The sequence below is a fragment of the Streptomyces sp. NPDC037054 genome (assembly GCF_055606745.1).
The window spans coordinates 28,264-44,184 of sequence record NZ_JBVJSJ010000009.1; the positions used below are offsets into that span (position 1 = coordinate 28,264).

The window sequence follows — 15,921 nt, forward strand, 5'->3', positions numbered from 1 at the left end:
CCACCACCCGAACCGGCCGCCGGAACGGGATGACCACCGCCGGAACCGGCCGCCGGAACCGGATGACCGTCAACCAGGACCGGATGACCACCGCCGCGACCGGATGCATCCACCGGGACCGGACGACGGTCGCCGAATTCGGACGACAGCCACCCGGACCAGACGACCGCCAACCGGAACCGGACGACCACCGCCGCGACCGGATGCCGTCCACCGGGACCGGACGACCGTCATCGAGTTCGGACGACAGTCACCGGGACCGGACGACCGCCCCCGGCCGGATCCGCGAACGCGCGCCGCAGACGCCACCGCGCGGACCCCGGTCCGAGCCCCCGACCGCCGACGCCCGAAGGGAGGTGCGGGTCACGCCACCGGCCACGGCCGGCGGCACGCCCGGACGACATGACCGAACATCCCGCGCTCGACGCCGCACGACTGCACTGCCGGTCACTGGAGCTGGCCCTCGACCGGTTCCGCCGCAACGACCTCGACCGGATCGCGGACTGGGGAGCGGCCCTCGCCGACGCCCTCGGCGGCGGGGCCCGGCTGCTCGCCGCGGGCAACGGCGGCAGCGCCGCCCAGGCCCAGCACCTCACCGCCGAACTCGTCGGCCGCTACCGCCAGGAGCGCCGCGCCTACTCGGCGATCGCCCTGCACGCCGAGACCTCCAGCGTCACGGCCATCGGCAACGACTACGGCTTCGACCACGTCTACGCCCGCCAGGTCACCGCCCACGGCCGCCCCGGCGACGTCCTCCTCGTGCTGTCCACCTCCGGCCGCAGCGCCAACCTGATCGCGGCGGCCGTCACCGCCCGGCAGGCCGGCCTCACCGTGTGGGCGCTCACCGGCCGCGCCCCGAACCCACTGGCCGAGGCCGCTCACGAGGCGCTGTGCGTCGACGCCGCCGGGACGGCGACCGTCCAGGAGACCCACCTCGTCGCCGTGCACCTGCTGTGCGAGTGCTTCGACGCGGTCGTCTCCACGCCCCTCGCGCGCCGCGCCGTCACCCCCGGCGCCGCCACCCCCGGGAGGGCGTCATGAGCGCACCGAAGCCGCTCGTCGTGGTCGGGGACGTCCTCCTCGACGAGGACGTCGAGGGCGTCTCCACCCGGCTCGCCCCGGACGCGCCCGCCCCCGTCGTCGACGTCACCGGCGACCGGCGGCGCCCTGGCGGCGCCGGGCTGGCCGCCGCCCTCGCCGCGCACGGCGGACGCGAGGTGACCCTGGTGACGGCGCTCGGCGACGACCCCGCCAGCGAGGCCGTGCGCGAGGACCTGCTCGGCCGGGTGCGGCTGCTGGAGATCCCGCTGAACGGCACCCTGCCGGTCAAGACCCGCGTCCTGGCCGGCGGCCGGCCCGTCGTCCGCATCGACCGGGGCGGCGGCACGCCCGGCGACCCCGAGGACGCGGTGCCGGTCGACGCGGTGCGCGAGGCGCTGGCCGGGGCCCACGCGGTGCTGGTCGCCGACTACGGCCGCAGTACCGCCGACGCCCTGCGCCCGTACCTGCACCACGCGGCCCGTCACACGCCGCTGGTGTGGGACCCGCACCCCCGGGGCGACGCGCCGGTACCGGGGGCGCGGATCGTCACCCCCAACGCGGCCGAGGCCCGGGCGCTGTGCCCCGGCGACGGCGGCACCTCGCTGGGCGCCCACGCCGAGCGCGGCGCCCGGCTCGCGGAGCGCTGGCGGGCGGCGGGCGTCGCCGTCACCCTCGGCGAGCGCGGCGTGCTGCTGGCCAGGGCCGGCACCGGCACGCCGATGCTCGTCCCGGCGCCGTACCGGGCCACCGGCGACCCGTGCGGCGCGGGTGACTGCCTGGCCGCCGCGACCGCCGCGGGCCTCGCCGACGGGCTGCTGCCCGAGGAGGCGCTGCAACGGGCCGTCGCCGAGGCGGCTGCCTTCGTTGCGGCGGGCGGCGCGGGAAATCCGGACCTGTGGCGCAGCCGGGCCCCGGCCCGTCCGGCCGACGTGCCCGCGGCGGACGCGTTCGAGCTGGCCGAGCGGGTGCGGGCCCGGGGCGGCACCGTCGTCGCCACCGGCGGCTGCTTCGACCTCGTGCACGCCGGTCACGTCGGCCTGCTGGAGAGCGCCCGGCGCATCGGCGACTGCCTCGTCGTCTGCCTCAACTCGGACGCCTCCGTCGCCCGCCGCAAGGGCCCCGGCCGGCCCCTCAACCCGGCCGCCGACCGGGCCCGCGTCCTGGCCGCCCTCGGCAGCGTCGACGCCGTCGCCGTCTTCGACGAGGACACCCCGGAACAGTTGCTCACCCGGCTGCGGCCCGACGTGTGGGTGAAGGGCGGCGACTACTCGGTCCAGGACCTGCCCGAGGCGCGTGTCCTGCGCGAATGGGGCGGCCAGGCGGTGGTCCTGCCGTATCTCGACGGCCGTTCCACGACCCTCCTGACCCGCCGCGCGGCCAAGGCGGCGGCGGGCGCGCTCAAGGGCACCTGACGGCGGGACCGGACCGACCGGCGGGGCCCTGCCCCCCGGCCGGCAGCGCGGGGGCCCTGCCCGGCAGGCAGCGCGGCGGCGCGCCGACGGGGGAGCCTGCCGAGACCGGTGCCGGCGAGACCGGTGCCGGTGAGGTCGGTGACGGCGAGGTCGGCGGCCCGCCTCAGGCTGCAGTGCCCAGTGCCGTCCGTTCCGGTACGTCGCCCTCCTCGCGGAGCACGACCGGCGTCGCCGTCCGGCGTGCGCGCAGCAGGTGGCCCGCGCCGATGGAGCAGGCGATGATCAGGCCGCCCGCGACGAGCGCGCCGCGTGCGCCGGCCCATTCCATCAGCAGGCCCAGCGCGGGCGGCCCGCCCAGGCCCCACACCGTGCCGATGCTGCCCCAGATGCCGAGGACGCGTCCGCGCAGGTGGGCCGGGGGGTCGGTCTGGAGCACGGCCGTGCCGGCGGTGTCCGACACCGACTCCACCACGGCCATCGGCACGACGAGCGCCAGCAGCACCGCCAGCGACGGGGACATGCCCGCCACCACCTGGAGCAGCCCGCCCGCCGCCGCGAGCGCGCCCACGAGCCTGACGGAGGGCCGCCGCAGCCGCGCCCCGAGGACCGCGCCGAGGATGCCGCCGACCGCGAGCACCGTGGACACCGTCCCGAACGCCCCGGCGCCGCCGGCCAGCGGACCGGTGACGAGCACGGCCAGGGTCAGCGTGTAGTTGCGGCCGAAGACCGCGCTGACCCCGGTGACGCCGGCGAGCGCGAGCAGCCGGGGCCGCTTCACGAAGAACGCGAGGCCCTGGCGCACGGTCATGTCCGGTTCGCCGCCGCGCCCCTCCACCGGGCGGGTCACCTGCGGGGCCGCGCCCGGCGCCGGCCGGAGGAACGGCACGACCGCGGCCACGAAGAGGAACGACAGCCCGTTCGCGAAGTACGCGGCGGCCGTGCCGAGGACGCCGACGGTCACGCCCGCGGCGGCGGCTCCCACGAGCCGGCCCGCCTGGTGCACCAGGGCGCCCACCCCGATGGCCGAGGGGACGTCCTCCACCGGGACGAGGTCGTTGCCCAGCAGGGCGCACGCCGGCCCGTCCACCGTGGCGACGACACCGGTCACGGCGGCCAGCACCATCAGCGTCGTCATGTCCAGCCGGTCCAGCGCCACCAGGACCGCCGTCACGAACGCGACGCAGCCCAGCAGGGCCTGGCTGACGGCCGCCGTCAGCTTCCGGGGCCAGCGGTCCACGGCGGCGCCGCCCAGCACGCTCATCAGCAGCGCGGGAGCGGCCTGCACGGACATCGACAGGCCGGTCGCGGCGGCGGACCCGCTGATCTCCAGGACCAGCAGGTTCTGCACGGTGAGCTGCATCCACGTACCGGCGTTGGACACGAAGTTCGCGACGGACCACCAGCGCATGCTGCGGTGCCGCAGCGAGCGCCACGGAGAGTGGGACGGCCGCCGGGCCGGCGCGGACGCGGGCTCCGGAGCGGGTGCGGGCAGGGCGGGGGAGGGGGAGGAAGTCACAGTGCGCCACTCGAAGACGAGTCGGAGGACTCAGGCGGAGGACACGACGGGAGCGAGGTTCACCGGCTGCGCTGCGCGGCGGCTCCGCGTCGTAGGTCGGAAGGCGCCGACCATCGTGGCAGAAGGGACCGGCGAGTCGTCGCCGACGACCTTGGTCCCCGCGCCGCACCCTGGCCAAGAGACCCCGCCCGCGCGGGACTTGCCGACCGAGTGGGGTTGATCACAGGCCTCGGGCAGGGGCGGCGGGTGTGGCGCGGCGCACGTGACCGCGCCCACAGTCGCCGCCACCGCCGGGGGCGGAGCATGAACGGCACGCGCCGGGGCACTCGTCGGCCCGTCGTCCGCGGTCGCGGCCGAGAAGGAAGGGCGTGCTCATGATGCCGACGACGACCTTCACGGGCACCGGACCGGCACCGGGCGCGGTGCCCGCGCCGGCCCCCTGGCGGCGGGCCCTGGTGACCGGCGGGGCGGGCTTCCTCGGCTCGCATCTGTGCGGGCGCCTGCTCGACTCCGGCGTCGAGGTCGACTGCCTCGACAACCTCCGCACCGGCAGCCCCGGCAACATCCGGCACCTGGCCGGCCGCGACGGCTTCCGGTTCGTCGCGGGCGACGTCGCCGACCCCGGCTGCCCGGCGGAGCTGCCGGGCCCGTACGACCTCGTCCTGCACCTGGCGGGCCCCGCCTCGCCCGAGGACGAGGAGCGCCGCCTGCTGGAGACGCTCGACACCCGCAGCCTCGGCACCCGCAACGCGCTGGCGGTCGCCGACCGCGACGGCGCCCGCTTCCTGCTCGCCTCCTCGCCCGGGCACGACACCGGAGGGCTCCCCGGCGCCGACCTGCCCACCCCCGACCCGCTGGCCCCGCGCAGCGCCTGCGCCGAGTCCCGCCGCTTCTCCGAGGCCCTGGTCGCCGCGCACGCCGCGCACGGCAGCGACGCCGGGATCGTGCGCCTCTTCCGCGCCTACGGGCCCCGGATGCGCGCGGACGACGGCCTGCCGATCCCCGCGTTCGTGGAGCGGGCCCTGGCCGGACGGCCGGTGCCGGTTCCCGCGGCCGGCCGGCGGTCCCTGTGCCTCTGTTACGTCGACGACATGGTGGACGGCGTCCTGCTGGTCGCCGCGGGCCGCTCGGTGCGACCGGTCGACCTCGGCGGGGACGAGGAGGTCACCGTCGCCGACATCGCCCGCGGGGTGATCGAACTGACCGGGTCCGGATCGCCGCTGACCTCCGCCGACGGCGCGTCCGCCGACCCCGCCGACCCCGCCGGCCGTCCCGGGCCGGAGCCCCGGCCGGACACCGGCTTCGCCCGGGAGCTCTTCGGCTGGGTGCCGAGGGTGGGCTGGGAGGAGGGCCTCGCCCGCACCGTCGCCGCCTTCACGGCCCGGCCCGGGCAGGCCCCGGCGGAGCGCGTGCCGCTCACGGTCACGGGCGGCGGTGGGGAGTGGTCCGCGTGAAGGCGCTGGTGGTTCCCGTCGGCGGCTTCGACGGCACGCTCCTGGCGGGCCCGGCCGTCCGCGCCGTCGCCAGGGGCGCCGACCACGTGACCCTGCTGTGCGACCCGGGCGGCGCCGCCGCCGCGCAGCTGCTGCCCCACGTCGACAGCGTCGTCGTACGCCCGGACGCGCCGGGGGACACGCGGGCACCGGACGCCGAGGACGCCCTGGTGGCCCGGCTGCGGGACGGGGCGTACGACGTCGCGCTCGTCCTCGCCCGGCACGACGAGGGCCCGCTGCCGCTCGCCCGGCTGCTCCGCCGCGCCGGCGTGGCCCGCATCGGCGCGGCGGGCACCGGTGAGCCCGACGCACTGCTCGACGTGCACCACCGCCGACCGCCCGGCCGGCACGAGGCGGAGGTGGCGCTCGACGTGGCCGCCGCCCTGGGCTTCGGCCTGCGCACCGGTGACGACGGACGGCTGCGCGTGCTGCCCGCGCCGGACACCGCGACGCTCACCGGCAACGGCCCGTACGTCGTCGTGCACCCCGGTGCCGCGGCCTGCCCGCAGGACGTGGAGCGGTGCGCGGAGGCGGTCGATCTGCTCGCCGACGCCGGTCACCGCGTCGTCGTCACGGACGGCCCGGGCGAACCGGGCCCGACCCGGCGGGTCAGCGGCGCCGCGGCCGTCGACCTCGGCGGCCGGACGAGCGCGCGCACCCTGGCCGGGGTGCTCAGGGCGGCGGACGTCCTCGTGACCGGCGGCAGCGGCCCGGCGCAGCTCGCGGCCGGGGTCGGCACGCCCGTCGTCGCGCTGTCGTCACCGGCCGGGCACCGGACGCCGTACCGGGTTCCCGCGCTCCTCGTCGACGGGGGCACCGCTCAGGACGTGGTGCGGGGCGTGCGGAAGCTGATGACGGCGGGAGGCCGATGACGGCGGGAGGCCGATGACGGCGGGAGGCCGATGACGGCCGGAAGCCGATGAGGGCGCACGCGCGGACGCGGCCCGTGCGCGGACGCGTCCGGGGTCCGTCACTGAGCGTCCGTCACTGAGCGGTGGAGACGGCTCGGGGCCCGTCGCCGAGTGGCGACGGGCCCCGGGTGCGGGGTGCGTTCCGGTCAGGCGTGCTTGCCGCGTCCGGACAGCGCGTCCCTGATCCGGTCGACCAGGCCCGCGCCCGGCGCCAGCAGCTTGTTGGCCGGCGGCTTGTCGGGGGCGGACGGGTGCGGCCGGGTCGGAGCCGTCTTCTTCGCCTGCCGGACCTTGTCGCCCAGTTCGTCGAGCTTCTCGGGCGGACAGGCCGCGCGCAGGCTGGGGAAGAGGTTGCCCTCCTCGTCGGCCACGTGCTCGCTGATCTCGGTCATCAACTGCCCGACGAGCCGGTCGAACTCGGCGTCCGCCGGGTCGCAGCCCTCCAGGTCCTTCATGATCCGCTCGGCCGTGGCGTGGTCCTCGAGCTCCCTGTCGGCCATGGAGTCGCCGTTCGGCACGTGTTCGCGCACGGCCGGATACAGATAGGCCTCCTCGGCCACCGAGTGCCGGACCAGTTCCATCGTGACCTGGTCGGCGTAGAGCTTGCGGTCCTTGTGCCCGGCCGGCAGCGCCTCGATCTTCCCGAAGAGCTCCTCGACCTCCCGGTGGTCCGTCATCAGTTCGTCGATGACGTTTCCTCCGTGTCCCACGTCCTTCACCTCCAACGGCTCGTGGCGGCTCCGGGGGCGGACCCACCGGCGCTCGGGTCCCCAGGCTCCCGGGGACCTAACACCGCGCGGACTCAGGTGGGCAGCTTGGCCCGGACGCGGCCGACGGCACCGGCCGGGCGCGCGCCGGCCCGCACGGAACGGCGCACCAGCCTGGCGTCGCGCCGCAGGTCCCGGGTGGCGTGCCGGCCCCGCCACAGCAGCGAGGGGTCGCCCGCGGTGTCGTCGGCGGCGATCAGCAGACCGCCCAGCATCGAGAGGTTCTTGAGGAAGTGGATGCGCTGCTGGGTTCGTTCGTCCGGGTCGTCCGCCTCCCAGAAGCGGTGCCCCGCCAAGGTGGTGGGCACCAGCGTCGCGGCGATGGCGAGCGCGGCGACGCGCGGCATCCTGCCCGTCGCCAGCAGCAGCCCCGCGCCGACCTGGACGGCGCCGTTGAGCCGGACGAGTTCCTCGGCGCGGTCAGGCAGGGGCGGCACCCGGTCGGTGACCGGCCGGACGACGGGTTCGGCGGCGGGGGCGACCGCCTCGGGGCTGCGCAGGGACTGCATGCCGCCGGCGAGGAACATCGAGGCCAGCATGGGCCGGCCGAGGACGCGCAACACACTCATGGCCATCTCCAGGGGGTCGGTGGCGGGTGTCGGTACGGTCCAGCCGGGTTCCCCTTCCCGGCGCCCCCTCACGCCGGACCTGGTGTTGCGGGTCCCTGACCCGGGTGTGACCGTGGGAGGGACGCTCGGGCGGCCCGTCCCCGGCGTCCACGTGCGCTCGGGGACCGGCCGCCTCTTCCCCCTGGCGGCCTTTTCACTGCGGAGGCGACGTGTACGACGAGCTCCCTGGTGCGGTCCAGCAGCCGGACACCCACCGCGACCGGATCAGGCAGTTGGAGAACAAGGTCGCGCAGCTGGAACAGGCCGTCGACTCCCACGCGGTGATCGACCAGGCGATCGGTGTGCTGGTGGCCGTGGGCCGGATGACGCCGGCCGAAGCGTGGGACGTGCTCCGGGAGACGTCGATGTGCACCAACATCAAGGTGCGGCACGTGGCCGATCTGGTGGTCACCTGGGGCGAGAGCGGCAGGCTGGCCGCCGACATCCGGGAGCAGCTCTCCATGAGGCTGGGTCAGCGGCCCACCGCCTAGGGAGAGTTGGCGTTCCCCGGAGCCCGTCAAAGCATCAACTGTCTCCCGTTCCAGTACGTCCCGTTGAGATGTTGAAGCAGTGAACTATGGGCTTTGTGGGGGTGTTTTGCATCTTTTGCGGTGATGCGCTCAACTGGGAGTAGAAGGTACCGGATTCACCCGAGAGGGAGATGGTCGAATGACTCCGGAAGAGATCATCGAAGAGGTCACCGGCATCGAGAGCGCCGACATCGAGGCGGCACTCGACCCTGCCGAGGCGGACGGCGTCTACCGCGACAGCCGCCGCTGCGCGGCCCTGGCGCTTGCCGGCGGGAAGTTCTCGCTGCTGCTCTCGCCGCCGACCCCCCGCCCGAAGAAGGGCTGACCGGATCGACAGGAGCAGCGCGATGGAGCAGTCTGGCACTTCCGCCCTCCTGCAGGGCGCGGTGCGGGACCTCGCTGCCGACGTGGTCTCCGCTCTTCGGAGCGGGGACCACGTGCGAGTGTCCGGCACGACGACGGACGGCGACGCGGGAGGCCTCGGTCTCGCCGCACTGCGGGTACTGGGCGCCGACGCGCTCCTGCCCGAGGTGCTGCTGCGCCGACCGCCCGACCCGCAGCTGGTGACCGGCTTCCGCAAGGCCGTCGAGGCCTTCCGGCCGGCCGCCGGCGCGGCACCCGCCGTCGCCTGGAGCCACTGGGCCATGACCCGCGCGCTCCGGCGGCTTGACACCCCCGTCGCCGACCACGGCGAACCCGACGCCTCCTGGCTCGACGCCTGCGGCTGGCAGTCCCTCACCCACCGGCTCGCGGTGCTCGCCCCCCTCGCCCTGCCCGGCGAGGAGTGCGCGGTGGCCCGCGTCGCCCGGGGCCGGCCGGTCGACGTCGCCCGGGGCTTCGTCCGCGCGGTGCGTCGACGGGACTGGCGGCAGTCGGCCGGCGCCGGCCGCTGGCTCACCCTGCTGCCCGGTGTCCCGGACACGCTCGGACTCGACACGGGGCTGGACTTCGTGGAGCTGATGGGCGGCTCGGATCCGCGGGTCGCGCTCCAAGTGCGGGCGGCCCGGCTGATGCGCACCGAGGTGCTCGTGTGACGGCGGCGGACACCGGGCCGGCCGGCGAGGCCGGCGGCGCCGCACCGGCCGCACCGGCCGCACCGGCCGCGGACCTCGCGCGGGTCGAGCGGCTGGCCGGGACCGCGCTGGCCTGGATCGCCGCGCACCGCGAGGAGTTCGCGCTCGGCGACGACGCCCTGGCCCGCGACGGACGCGTCGACAGCAGCTGGAAACCGCTCGGCGAACTCGCCCGCGTCTGCGGCAGCACCCTCGCGCACACCGCCCCCGGCGACCCGCTGCACGCGCGCGCCGCCGACCTGCTCGCCTTCGCCTGGGACGAGACCGGCCGCGGCGAGCTGTTCCCGCGGCTGCAACGACTCGAACCGTTCGCGACGTACCCGCTGGAGGTGTACGCCGCCTTCGCCGCCGCCGGCCTGCGCCACCCCGGCTACGAGGCCGACGCCGCCCGCGTCGCCCGCACCCGCGGCTGGCGGCTCACCGAACAGGACCCGACCCGCCACCTCGGCGTGCTGTGCGCCGAGCGGAGCACCGGCATGAGCCGGCCCGGCCCGCCGGAACCGGCCCTGCGGCGCACCTGGCTGGGCGGTCTGGCGGAGCCGTGGACCTTCGAACGCGACGCCGGATACGCGCTCACCCACGTGGTCTTCCACCTCACCGACTGGGGCCGCGACCCCCACGGCGTACCGCCGGACCTCGCCGCCTACCTGGCCGACTGGCTGCCGCCCTGGCTCGACACCTGCCTGGAGGCCGGGATGTGGGACCTGAGCTGCGAACTGCTGGCCGTGGCCGCGAGCCTGCCCGACCCCCCGGACCCCGCCACGCTCGACGACTCCTGGGCCCGGCTGGAGTCCGCGCAGAGCGCCTCGGGCGCCATCCCGGAAGAGGGCCCCACCGACGAGGACGTCGGGCAGGACTTCTTCCGCTGCTACCACTCCACCCTGATGGCCGTCTTCGCCGCCACCCTCACCCTCGGACAAGGAGCGCAGGCATGACCGACACGCGCCTGATGCACACCGTCGGAGTCCGCGCCCTCGAATGGCTCTGGGCGCACCGCGACGGATTCCGGCTGGATCCGGACGTCGACCCCGAAGTGGGCTTCCTCGAACGCTTCAAGCCGATCGGCGAACTGGCCCTGATCTGCAAGGTGTTGTTCCGCGAGGGCGTCGCGGGCTCCAAGCAGTCCCAGCTGGCCGGCCAACTCCTCGACCACGCCTGGCGGGATGCCCTGGACGGCGGCACCATGCTGGTGCTCGGCCAGCGCACCGAACCCATCTCGCCCATCCCGTTCGAGGTGTACCTGCCGTTCCGCGAACTCGGGCACAGCCAGCCCGAGTTGGAACGGGCCGCGGCCCTGAACCAACGGCTCGACAGCTGGGTGGCGTTCGAGACCACGCCCACCCGGCGCCTGGGCCTGTCCGCCTTCCAGCGCCGCTTCGGCATGCGCCCCCGCCCCCCGGAGTCCGAAGCGGCCGACCGTACGTGGCTGGCCCGCACCCCCGAACCGTGGACGGTCGAGGGCCACATCGCCTACGACATCACCCACGCCGTCTTCCACCTCACCGACTGGGGCGAGAACCCGGGAGGCCTGCCGCCGCACATCGCCGACTACCTGGCCACCTGGCTGCCCGTCTGGATCGACGACTGGCTCGACCTCGAACGCTGGGACCTGCTCGGCGAACTGCTCGTCGTCGACGCCTGCCTGCCCCGCCCGACCTTCGACGAACGCGGCTGGGAGGGCTTCGCCGGGGCCCAGCAGCCCGACGGCGCGATGCCCGCGGTGCGCACGATGCCCGAGGGCGACCCCGACGAGGTCTTCGACGCCGTCTACCACCCCACGCTGGTCGCCGCGTTCGCCTCCACCCTGGCCACCTCCCGCGCCCTGTCCGAGCTGGCCCACGCCGCGTCATGACCACGCCCGCCACGCCCTGGCCCCCCGCCACGCCCTGGCCCGGCTCCCCGCCCGGGACCGGGACCCCGCCCGACACCGGGACCCCGCCCGACACCGGTACCGCGCCCGCGAACGGCGGTGCCGTGCGGGCACCGACCGGGCCCCGCGCCGGTCACGACGACGCCGAACTGCGCGACCGGCTCGAAGCGGCCGTCGCCACCGCCGAGGCCCCCGACGCCGTCTTCGCCGCGTCCCGGGGCGGCCACCGCGTCGTGTGCGCGGGCGGCACCGCACCAACCCCGCCCGTGCCCCGCGAGGACCTGCGCTACGAAGTCGGCTCCGCCACCAAGGCGTACACCGCGCTGCTGCTGGCCCGCCTCGTCGACGGCGGCCGGCTGACCGGACGCGAGCCCGCCGCCGCGTACCTCGATCCCGGGGCCGCCGGACGCCCCGCACCCGACGCGGTGACGCTCGGCCACCTGATCACGCACACCGCCGGACTGCCCTGCCTCCCGGCCGGGTTCTACGCCCGCGCCCTGCCCGGCTGGCGCACCAACCCGTACGCCCGCTACCCGGCCCCCCGCGTGATCGACGCCTTCCTGGAGTACCGCCCCCGGCACCGGCCCGGCACTCGGTGGCGCTACTCCAACTTCGGTGTCGCCGTGCTGGGCCACACGCTGGCCGCCGCGACCGGCACCCCCTGGGAGGACCTCCTCGCCGACCGCGTCCTGAGCCCACTCGGCCTGGACGGGACCGCCCTGACGGCCACGGGCCCGCACGCCGACGCCGTCGGCCACGCCAAGGACGGCAGGCGACCGGTGCCCTTCTTCGACCCCGGAGGCTTCCAGGCGGCCGGCGCCGTGCGGGCCACGCCGCACGACCTGCTCACCTTCCTGGAGGCCCACACCCGCCCCGACGGCTCACCGCTCGCCGGCGCGCTGCACGCCGTGCGCCGACCTGTGCTGCGGCGCGGGCTCGGGCACCGGCACGTGCACACCCTCGGCTGGTTCCGGCATCCGACCGACGCCGGGCCGATGTACTTCCACAGCGGGGCCACCCTCGGCCAGCAGGCCTTCCTCGGCTTCCGGCCGGACACCGGCACGGCCCTGGCCGCCGTGTGCACCCGCCGCTTCCGGGCCAACGACCCGTTCATCGCCGCCGCGTACGCCTTCCTCGCCGAGCAGTAGCGCCACGGCGCGGTACGCACGTGATGGCACCCACGGCACGGCACGCACCCCGCGCCACGGCACGGCACGCCCGGCACGGCCCGGCGGCGGGCACGGCTCCTCGCCGTGCCCGCCGCCGGTGCGCGGTGTACCGGTTCCGTGTCAGACGCGCTGCCACAGCGCCGGGGTGCCCGCGGGAGACCAGGCGTCCTGCGACTGGTGGCTCTGCAGGCACTGGTAGCGCACCCCGTCGTGGGTGACCGTGGCCCCGGCCTCGTAGACCCGGCCCGTGGTCCAGGCCCGTGCCGCGGTGCCCTCCTGCGGGGCGGGGGGCTCGGCCTGCCCCGCGGCCGTCTTCAGCGTCAGCCCGAACTTCTCCAGCAGGGGATTGACGGGCTGGTAGAACGTGGTCCCGCCGGTCTTGCAGTCGCCCGTGCCGCCCGAGGTGACGCCCTGCGCCTGGGCGCCCGAGACGAACGGACCGCCGGAGTCGCCCGGTTCGGCGCACACCGTCGTCTGCGTCAGACCGTCGACCGTGCCCTCCGAGTAGCTCACGCTCGTGTCGTGCTGCTCGACGGTGCCGCAGCGCCAGCCGGTGGTCGACCCGGACCGGCACACCGCCGACCCCACCAGCGCCTGCACGGAGCCGGTGACCTGAACCTTCCTGTCGCTCCCGGCCTTCACGTCGGCGGTCGCGGTCCAGTCGTCGTTGACGCCCACCCAGGCCATGTCCTGCCCGGGGAACGTGGACGCTTCGAACGCGCCCTGCTCGGCCTTGTTGAAGCCGGTGGTCCTCGCGCCGGGCCTGCCGCAGTGACCCGCCGTGGCGAAGCCCTCCTTCTCGCCCTTGGTCACCGAGAAACCGACCGAACAGCGGGCGGTGCCGTCGATGTAGTACGCGTCGCCACCGGTGATGTTCTCCAGCAGCCGCGGGCGGTTCTCCGACACCCGCACGGTCACGCTCGCGCCCGCGAGTCCGGCCGCCCGCACGAAGGAGGCCGCGGCCGACTCCGTGGTGGCGGCCACCGCGATCCGGTTGGCCGGCACGTCCACGTACCACAGCGGCGTCTCACGCGTGTCGGCCCGCGCCGCCGCCGCGTCGAGCTTCTGCTTCGCGGCCCGCAGGGAGGACAGCGAGTTCCTGACGACGGCGGCCTTCGCGCCCCGGGCCTCGATGGCGGCCACGTCGTCGGCGCTCGTGGTCGCTACGGTGAGCCGGTCGGACGTCGCGCCGCTCACCCACGCCCCGGCGAACCGCTCGCCCAGCGCGTTGCGCAGCAGGCCCGCGCGCGTCCCGGCCTCCGCCTCGTTCACGAGCCGGCGCGTCGCCTGAGCCGGCGTCAGCCGCAGGTCGCGCTGGAGTGCGCGCAGCATCTCGGCCGACGGCCGGTCCGCGCCGAGCGTCTGCGCGGCGCCGGGCAGCGGGCCCGGCAGCGGCCGAGGCGGCGGCTCGGCCGCGACGGCGGCGGCCGACTGGGTGAGGAGCAGCGCGCCGAGTGCGGCCAGTGCTGCGCGACGGCCGGTCGCGGGGTGTCTGTGGACCATTCGACTGTCTCCTTCGCTGGGAACGGTTCGCCGGAAGAGGGCGGTGCACGACGCCCCCGTACGGCAGACACGTCCTGGAGACCTAGCCCCGCCGCACCGCGCGGATGCGCGCGGCGACGGGCATTCGCGCTTTGGTGCCGCAAACGGACCGCCAGGTGCAGTACGCCCCCGCTGCCCGCGTCGGCTCACACCTGCTGGAGGCCGGGGGCGCCCGCCTCCGTGACGAAGGACGCGGCCGTGGTGACGGAGGCGCCGGGCCGCGTCACGGCGGGCACGGTCCGGAAGTCGGCCCGTGCCGTGCGCCGGTCGAACGTGACACGGACGTAGCCCCGCCTGCCGTCGTAGTACTTCAAGTGCGGGTTCGCCGCCATGTACGTCTCCCAGGTGGGGGGCCGCTCGGCGCCGTCGCCGCCGCTGCTGACGGAGGTGCACGTCAGCTCCGTGCCCAGCGTGGCCGAACCGGGGTCGTCGAAGTCGTCCTTGATGTCGAAGGCGTAGCCGACGTGCACGTCCCCGGTGAGGACCATCCAGTTGGCCACCCCCGCGGCCTTCGCACCCGCGACGATCCGGGCGCGCGAGGCGCGGTAGCCGTCCCAGGCGTCCATGGAGAGCCGGGCCCCCGGACCGGGCTCCAACCTGCGCTGCGAGAAGCACACCTGTTGCGGCATCACGTGCCACAGCGCGTCCGAGGACCGCCAGCCCTCCAGCAGCCAGCGCTCCTGCGCGTCCCCGGTGAGGGTGCGCGCCGGGTCGTCGGTCTCGGGTCCGGGAGCGTGCGGCCGGTCGCCGTAGGCCTGGTCGGAGCGGTACTGCCGGGTGTCGAGGACGTCGAACTGCGCGAGGTTCCCCCAGCGCAGCCGCCGGTACAGCTGCGCGTCGGGGCCCTTCGGCAACTGGGCGGCGCGCAGCGGCTGGTTCTCCCAGTACGCGCGGTAGGCCGCGGCACGCCGCGCGAGGAACCGCGCGGGCGGGCCGCCCCGTTCGTCGACGGCACCGGCGTAATTGTTCTCGGTCTCGTGGTCGTCCCAGGCGACGACGAAGGGGTGCGCGGCGTGCGCGGCCCGCAGGTCCGGGTCGGACTTGTACAGGGCGTACCGCATCCGGTAGTCGGCGAGGGTGACGGTCTCCCGGTTGAACGCGTCGGGCAGCGTGACGTCCGTGTAGCGGCGGGCGCCGCCCGTCTGGTCCACCGGGTACTCGTACAGGTAGTCGCCCAGGTGCAGGACGAGGTCGACGTCCTCCCGCGCGAGGTGCCGGTGCGCGGTGTAGTAGCCGTCGTGGTAGGCCTGGCAGGCGACGGCGGCCAGCCTGACCGACGTCGCGTACGCGCCCTCGGCCGGCGCGGTGCGGGTGCGCCCGGCCGGGCTGATCCAGGCGCCGACCCGGAAGCGGTAGTAGTACTCGCTGCCCGGGGACAGGCCGCCCACGTCGACGCGCACACTGTGCCCGTACTCGGGGTGGGCGTGGGCGACGCCCCGGCGGACGACGAGCGCGAACCACTCGTCCGTCGACACCTCCCACTGCACCGTGACGCGTTGCGAGCCCAGCCCGCCGTCGGCCTCGAACGGGGCCGGCGCGAGCCTCGTCCACAGCAGCACCGAGTCCGGCAGCGGATCGCCGGAGGCCACGCCGAGGGTGAACGGGTCGTCGGCGATCCGGGCGGTGTCCAGCTCGGGCGCGGCGGACGCCCCCCGCGCCGGGAGGTTCGTACCGAAGGCCAGGGCCGCCGCCGCTGCGGTGACGGTGAGGAAACGGCGGCGGGCGAGATGCGGTGCCGCGGCGCGCAGCACCGCGTCGTGGGGGGAGAGCGCGGGCTCGGACAGAGTGCTGTGACGGCCCGTGGGCGCCATGGGGGAGGTCCTCTCGTACGGTGCGCGGGCTGACGGAAACGGGGCAGCACGCCGGACGCGGACCTGGATGCTAAGCAGACGGAATGCGCGAACCGGGTGAGGCGTGCGGGGTGATCATGAGGTGATCACACGAGAGGACCACGGTGTCGCGCAGGGGAGAGGCGGGGCGTGAGAGGCC

At 75.8% G+C, this 15,921-nt stretch carries 15 protein-coding genes; 10 read left to right on the forward strand and 5 right to left on the reverse strand.

Features of this window, described 5'->3' with window-relative positions; translation table 11 throughout:
- Positions 1 to 402 precede the first annotated feature (402 nt).
- Positions 403 to 1,041 (forward strand): D-sedoheptulose-7-phosphate isomerase, encoded by a 639-nt coding sequence (locus ACZ7D7_RS21885; RefSeq protein ID WP_470826278.1) that lies wholly within the window; start codon positions 403 to 405, stop codon positions 1,039 to 1,041.
- Complete coding sequence (rfaE2, locus tag ACZ7D7_RS21890) at positions 1,038 to 2,453, forward strand: D-glycero-beta-D-manno-heptose 1-phosphate adenylyltransferase (RefSeq protein ID WP_470826280.1); 1,416 nt, start codon at positions 1,038 to 1,040, stop codon at positions 2,451 to 2,453. The genes ACZ7D7_RS21885 and rfaE2 overlap by 4 nt, the downstream gene beginning before the upstream one ends.
- 163 nt (positions 2,454 to 2,616) lie before the next feature.
- Here the strand turns inward: rfaE2 and ACZ7D7_RS21895 are convergent, their stop codons facing one another.
- Positions 2,617 to 3,969 carry an MFS transporter gene (locus ACZ7D7_RS21895; protein WP_470826281.1) on the reverse strand — a complete coding sequence of 451 codons (1,353 nt, stop codon included), beginning with the start codon at positions 3,967 to 3,969 and terminating at the stop codon, positions 2,617 to 2,619.
- Positions 3,970 to 4,343: 374 nt separating this feature from the next.
- Between ACZ7D7_RS21895 and ACZ7D7_RS21900 the strand changes: the two genes are divergently transcribed.
- Positions 4,344 to 5,423, forward strand: a complete 1,080-nt coding sequence (locus ACZ7D7_RS21900) for an NAD-dependent epimerase/dehydratase family protein (protein WP_470826282.1) — start codon at positions 4,344 to 4,346, stop codon at positions 5,421 to 5,423.
- Positions 5,420 to 6,334, forward strand: coding sequence for a glycosyltransferase family 9 protein (locus tag ACZ7D7_RS21905; protein ID WP_470826284.1), 915 nt, complete (start codon positions 5,420 to 5,422; stop codon positions 6,332 to 6,334). Before ACZ7D7_RS21900 ends, ACZ7D7_RS21905 begins: the two co-directional genes overlap by 4 nt.
- Before the next feature lie 185 nt (positions 6,335 to 6,519).
- Here ACZ7D7_RS21905 and ACZ7D7_RS21910 read toward each other — a convergent pair whose 3' ends face one another.
- Together ACZ7D7_RS21910 and ACZ7D7_RS21915 are read right to left on the reverse strand one after the other, a co-directional pair.
- Positions 6,520 to 7,083, reverse strand: coding sequence for a hemerythrin domain-containing protein (locus ACZ7D7_RS21910; protein WP_470826286.1), 564 nt, complete (start codon positions 7,081 to 7,083; stop codon positions 6,520 to 6,522).
- Positions 7,084 to 7,175: 92 nt separating this feature from the next.
- Positions 7,176 to 7,709, reverse strand: coding sequence for a DoxX family protein (locus tag ACZ7D7_RS21915; RefSeq protein WP_470826287.1), 534 nt, complete (start codon positions 7,707 to 7,709; stop codon positions 7,176 to 7,178).
- 209 nt (positions 7,710 to 7,918) lie between these two features.
- Between ACZ7D7_RS21915 and ACZ7D7_RS21920 the strand changes: the two genes are divergently transcribed.
- The 6 genes from ACZ7D7_RS21920 to ACZ7D7_RS21945 all read left to right on the forward strand — a co-directional run bounded on the left by ACZ7D7_RS21920 (position 7,919) and on the right by ACZ7D7_RS21945 (position 12,369).
- Positions 7,919 to 8,239 carry an ANTAR domain-containing protein gene (locus ACZ7D7_RS21920; RefSeq protein WP_470826288.1) on the forward strand — a complete coding sequence of 107 codons (321 nt, stop codon included), beginning with the start codon at positions 7,919 to 7,921 and terminating at the stop codon, positions 8,237 to 8,239.
- A 178-nt stretch (positions 8,240 to 8,417) separates the two neighbouring features.
- Positions 8,418 to 8,603: a hypothetical protein gene (locus ACZ7D7_RS21925; protein ID WP_470826290.1), complete on the forward strand. Its 186-nt coding sequence runs from the start codon at positions 8,418 to 8,420 to the stop codon at positions 8,601 to 8,603.
- A gap of 22 nt (positions 8,604 to 8,625) precedes the next feature.
- Positions 8,626 to 9,312 carry a hypothetical protein gene (locus ACZ7D7_RS21930; protein WP_470826292.1) on the forward strand — a complete coding sequence of 229 codons (687 nt, stop codon included), beginning with the start codon at positions 8,626 to 8,628 and terminating at the stop codon, positions 9,310 to 9,312.
- Between the two features lie 92 nt (positions 9,313 to 9,404).
- The gene (locus tag ACZ7D7_RS21935; protein ID WP_470826646.1) at positions 9,405 to 10,286 is read left to right on the forward strand and encodes a DUF6895 family protein; all 882 of its coding nucleotides are present in this window, start codon (positions 9,405 to 9,407) and stop codon (positions 10,284 to 10,286) included.
- On the forward strand, positions 10,283 to 11,203 hold the full coding sequence (locus tag ACZ7D7_RS21940) for a DUF6895 family protein (RefSeq protein ID WP_470826294.1): 921 nt from the start codon (positions 10,283 to 10,285) through the stop codon (positions 11,201 to 11,203). Before ACZ7D7_RS21935 ends, ACZ7D7_RS21940 begins: the two co-directional genes overlap by 4 nt.
- Entirely contained in the window at positions 11,200 to 12,369 is a 1,170-nt protein-coding gene (locus ACZ7D7_RS21945) for a serine hydrolase domain-containing protein (protein WP_470826295.1), read from the forward strand. The genes ACZ7D7_RS21940 and ACZ7D7_RS21945 overlap by 4 nt, the downstream gene beginning before the upstream one ends.
- A 141-nt stretch (positions 12,370 to 12,510) precedes the next feature.
- Here the strand turns inward: ACZ7D7_RS21945 and ACZ7D7_RS21950 are convergent, their stop codons facing one another.
- Positions 12,511 to 13,893, reverse strand: a complete 1,383-nt coding sequence (locus ACZ7D7_RS21950) for a carbohydrate-binding protein (protein ID WP_470826296.1) — start codon at positions 13,891 to 13,893, stop codon at positions 12,511 to 12,513.
- 185 nt (positions 13,894 to 14,078) lie between these two features.
- Entirely contained in the window at positions 14,079 to 15,743 is a 1,665-nt protein-coding gene (locus ACZ7D7_RS21955) for an alkaline phosphatase D family protein (RefSeq protein ID WP_470826298.1), read from the reverse strand.
- Positions 15,744 to 15,921 lie beyond the last annotated feature (178 nt).